General features: G+C 46.1%; 4 protein-coding genes. 3 read left to right on the top strand and 1 reads right to left on the bottom strand.

The window, feature by feature from the left end; all coding sequences use genetic code 11:
• From WC958_06245 to WC958_06235, 3 genes are all read left to right on the top strand, one after another.
• Window positions 1–241, top strand: a 241-nt coding sequence (locus WC958_06245; protein MFA5629821.1) for a DUF4411 family protein, incomplete at its 5' end; no start/stop codon positions are given.
• A 102-nt stretch (window positions 242–343) separates the two neighbouring features.
• The gene (locus WC958_06240; protein ID MFA5629820.1) at window positions 344–682 is read left to right on the top strand and encodes an IS630 transposase-related protein; all 339 of its coding nucleotides are present in this window, start codon (window positions 344–346) and stop codon (window positions 680–682) included.
• Window positions 683–710: 28 nt separating this feature from the next.
• Window positions 711–1190, top strand: a complete 480-nt coding sequence (locus WC958_06235) for a transposase (protein MFA5629819.1) — start codon at window positions 711–713, stop codon at window positions 1188–1190.
• Window positions 1191–1809: 619 nt separating this feature from the next.
• Here WC958_06235 and WC958_06230 read toward each other — a convergent pair.
• On the bottom strand, window positions 1810–4450 hold a 2641-nt coding region (locus tag WC958_06230; GenBank protein ID MFA5629818.1), incomplete at its 5' end, for a hypothetical protein.

Raw genomic sequence — 4450 nt, 5'->3', positions numbered from 1 at the left:
TGCAGTTGTGCAGCACAATGTATCAATAATTGTGAATGAACACCCAAAACTACTTAACTTCACAAACATGAAATCGTCTGGTGATGCATTTCTCATTGCAACAGCGATGAAATACAGGATTGCGGTAATAACTGAAGAGGACAAGAACTCTCCTAAGAGAATCCCCAAAATATGTGATGCATATAATATTCCTTGCTACAATGTGACCGAACTTGCAGAAAAGGAAGGATGGACATTTTAACCGAAAATTAAATTCTGTGAGCAGCTATGCGGCAAACCCTCGCTAACGATTGATATAATAAATAAACTTGGATACTTGTCCATAATATGATATAATAATTATATGAGTTACGATGTTAAATTTCGCAAAGCGGCATTAGCTTATTGGGCGAATGGACACAGCAAGATTGAAACGGCGCAAACTTTTTCAGTTAGTCATACCACCCTTCAAACATGGAAGAACAGGTTGAGCGAAACGGGCTCCGTTGAAAAGAAAATACGCAACACTCCATGGAAGAAGATTGATCCTGTAAAACTTGTTGAATATGTCGAATTGCATCCTGATGCTTTTTTGAAAGAGATAGCCGAGGTATTTGGCTGCTCTGATACGGCAATCATGAAGGCACTAAGGCGATTGAAATATACGCGTAAAAAAAACCACGGTATACAAAGAAGCAAATGAGAGTTATCAACAGGAATTCATTGAAGCTGTGGGCAAACTACCCGCAAATAGCATAATTTATGTAGATGAGACGGGAATAAACAAATATCTGTACAGAGAGTATGCCCGAGCAAAGCGAGGTATCCACATACTTGAAAAGGTAAGCGGCAAGAAATTTGAAAGACGAAATATCGTAGCTGGCATCTGTGAGGGTAAATGGATTGCGCCATTACAATATACCGGAACTACAGATAGCAATCTGTTTGAGTATTGGTTTGAGAAGTGCTTACTGAAAGAAGTGCCAACTGGAGCAACTATAGTCTTAGATAACGCAACCTTTCATAAGAAATCTGTACTGCCCCAACTTGCACAATCCGTCGGATGCAAAGTGCTATTCCTCCCGCCGTATTCTCCGGAGCTTAATCCTATTGAAAAGAAGTGGGCTTGGCTAAAAAAAATGCTGCGCAGGATACTTCCTAATCATTCTTCCTTAGATTCCGCATTGCAGGCAATATTTCAAGTTTGTTGACTATATTTGTCGCATATCTTCAAAAAACACATGGGGATATCCATAAAAAGCTATTTGCTTTCCTTTCGAATGGAAAGGGCCGGGTTCTTGCTCGAGCAGTCGAACAAGACGATAACCGCAATCGCCGAAAACGTCGGATACCGGAATGTCTGTAATTTTCATAAAATATTCAAAAGCTATTTTAGTGTGACTCCGCTGCAATTCAGAAAAGAAAGACAATAATTCCCTTGCCGCCTCCCGCTCTTGCGGAACCCACAATCACCGTTCATGCAGCGTGATTTCTCCACAATCCATTTGCCTGTCGGGGAGGGCGAACAATTCCTCGATTTCTCATCAAGCCTAAAAAGCCTCCGGCATTGATTCTTCAATACAACCTTCAACGTTTTTCCGCCCGCAAACTATTCCGACGCAACTGGGGAGTGTCCACATGAGTGGGAAAAAGCGGGTTTCAGGCAATTTTTTTCTCCGGCAAGGCAGTTTTTTGAAGCAATGGTGGATCTATTACGAGAAAAACCGAGCGCCGTGCTGAAACCCGTGCATGGCTGCAAGCTTTGCGGCGCATACGCGAAAAAACGCAGCCGGGCGAATAAAGGGACGACAAACGGCTTTTACATCTCTTTTAGACACGACATAATATTTCCGGTACGTCCATGCCTTCGTCGATCAGGTTGTGGCTCAGTGTAAAATCCTTTCCCTCCGTTAGAAAAGAGCCGGGACCGTAGGCGAACTGATGTGCCTCCGCGAGATGCAGCGGCCCGAATGTGTTGCGGCGCGTCAAGCACAGCACAAAAGTCAGCTCACCCTTGATACTTTGAAATTTGGTTTCATAAGGCGGAAACGCAGCGATTTTGGTGCTGCCGCCGCCGAAGTCCGCCTCATAATATGCCCCGCGTATTCTCGGGAACCGCAACGATACGTTCCCCGTCTTAATACCCGTGAAAAAGCGGATCACGCCGCCGTAAAAAGGCAGGCCCTGTTCACAGAGCGGCCGCGCGTCGAGTACGGGAGGGAGCCCGATAATCTTGGGCGCGGCGGCGCCGGAGCCGAGCCGCACCCCGAATTGCCCGGTCAGGTATACGGCTTCCAGTCCTGCTCCTTCGTGATACCGGCATGAAAGAGTTAATTCGTTTAAGCCCGGTTTCAGAGCGCTGTGAGGCAAAAGGATTCTATATATCGAATTATCTATATAATTTCCGATTATCTCTTTGCGCACTTCGCTGCCGTTTAAATCTATCCCGAACAAACCCGGAGTTTCCAAGCACAGACACAGTCTATCGGGAACCGACTCTATATCGAAGACGTATTTCAATACCAGCTCACAGCCGGGTTGCGGACTTTTTTGCTCAAAATGCTTCTCCCGGTACCAAGGCTGTACCATCTCGCCGCCGCGGAAAGGAAGCCCGGCAATCTCACGGACCTTTCTGTCGATTTTAAGTATCTCGTCAGTACCGATATCCCGCCCGTCGACAAGGCACCCGGCTATGTCAAGCACAAGAACATTGTCCTCCGAAAGTTCATATTTCAATGCATCCGGGACAACTATCCTCCGAACTGCAGGCGACGCGTAAAAAGGTTTCACTCTGTCCCGCGTCAAACGGAATGCCCTTTCTCCGCCCTTGGCAAAGTGTGTCTTTATCGTGACCCCTTTGTCTCCGCTCTCGAAGCGGCAACCCTTTGTTTCGCCGGAACGCAGATCTAATTCCTCTGCAAAATAGGCGGATCCGCCGGGAATACAGAATGTTATTTCGGCGGCGGAAATCTCTTTTATGCGGTTCGTATTGACCAGAACGGCAAAGTAATCCCCATCGCACTCCCGTATATGGGTAATGACATCCTCGAACTTATTCTGCTTTACCATCGAGCTTTCCCGGCACGCATCGACAATTTCACCGAAAGTTTCCACCCTTTTGTAAGCTTTGAAATCGATCTCAGCGGCATCCCCGTTCACATAACGCGGCGGATCCTTTATGACTGCCCTTCCTCCGCTTTCAATGAATTTTGCAAGTATATCCAACGTGGATTTCCTTATGGTCACCAGACCGGAAACAACGACCGTACTATATCCGCATGCGCCTACATACAGCCTGCCGTCTTTGATTTTATAATACCGCGACAGAAGCTCCTCGTCGGCATAATCGAAGTCTATGCCGTTATCCGATAGTTCCTTAAACAGGGAAAAATAATCCTTTTCTATTTCTGTTATATCAACCGCATTGGAATATAAGGCCGTAAAACAACCCTTTCTTATTTTGCCCCAAACACTTTCTATCGGATTGATGACCAGCGTATCCGTTACCGGCTCTCCCAGTGAAAGGATATACCCTATACGCGCAAAATAATCCTCGACGTATTTATACCGCTCATACCATGCCGACTGATGGAAGATACTTCCCGGAAAGTCACGCTTTGCTTCGCCTTGCATGGTATACCAAGATAAATGGTGGCATCGCAGGTTAACGCCCAGCGAGGCCTGCCAATCCCCCACGGTTTTATGGCTTTCAAAACTCATTTGCCAACCGGTACAGCCGTAAAGCTCGCTCAATACGAAGGGTTTCTTTAGCTGCTTTGCAACCGAATATACCTGCTTTATCACCCAGAAATTTTTATTGCCCTCGGTCAAGATGTCCACTCCGGGATAATCCATATATTCGTAATATCTTTGGACGCTTCCGCTAACGCTGGCCTGACTGGAGAGGGTGTCCTCGTGCAGAATATGGCCTGTGACAATCAATTTGTTTTTTTTGCACCAATCGTAATACGGTTTGGCAAAATTATCTATGAACATCTCCTGCAGGATTTCCGTATAGTCATAGGAAATTTTGGAAAAATCCGCGCCTTCCCTGAAATAGTATATTTCGGGAAGGCGCGGCAGTAATTCGTATTTGAACCTTCTTTTGAAAGCTTCGAAGAGCCCGGGCGTATAAGGAATAAGCTCGTCAGCGTTCTTATTGGCAAGTCCGAATCCGCCGAAAATACAGCCCCTGTGAGGCTCGTCGGTAAATATGCCTATTATTTCCCTGCCGAACATATCCCCGCACGACGCTCTGTACCGCTCGTGCGTCTGCCGTATATATTCCGTTGTCGCTTGGGGATTGAGAGTATCTAAGTACGTATAGCCGTTGTAAAAATCTCCCTTTGCCTGCTCTTCAACGGTAAAAACCAGGGCATTGTAACCGTCTTTTATCTGCCGCCGGCCGGTTATAGGGAAATAATCTTCTAACTCATCGTTTTTGTTTAGCTTTACCGCAAAAGAAGCGATA

This window comes from Dehalococcoidales bacterium (assembly GCA_041656115.1).
GTDB lineage: Bacteria > Chloroflexota > Dehalococcoidia > Dehalococcoidales > UBA5627 > UBA5627.
Note: the sequence above shows the minus strand (reverse complement) of the source record. Positions and strands in the feature narration are given on the sequence as shown.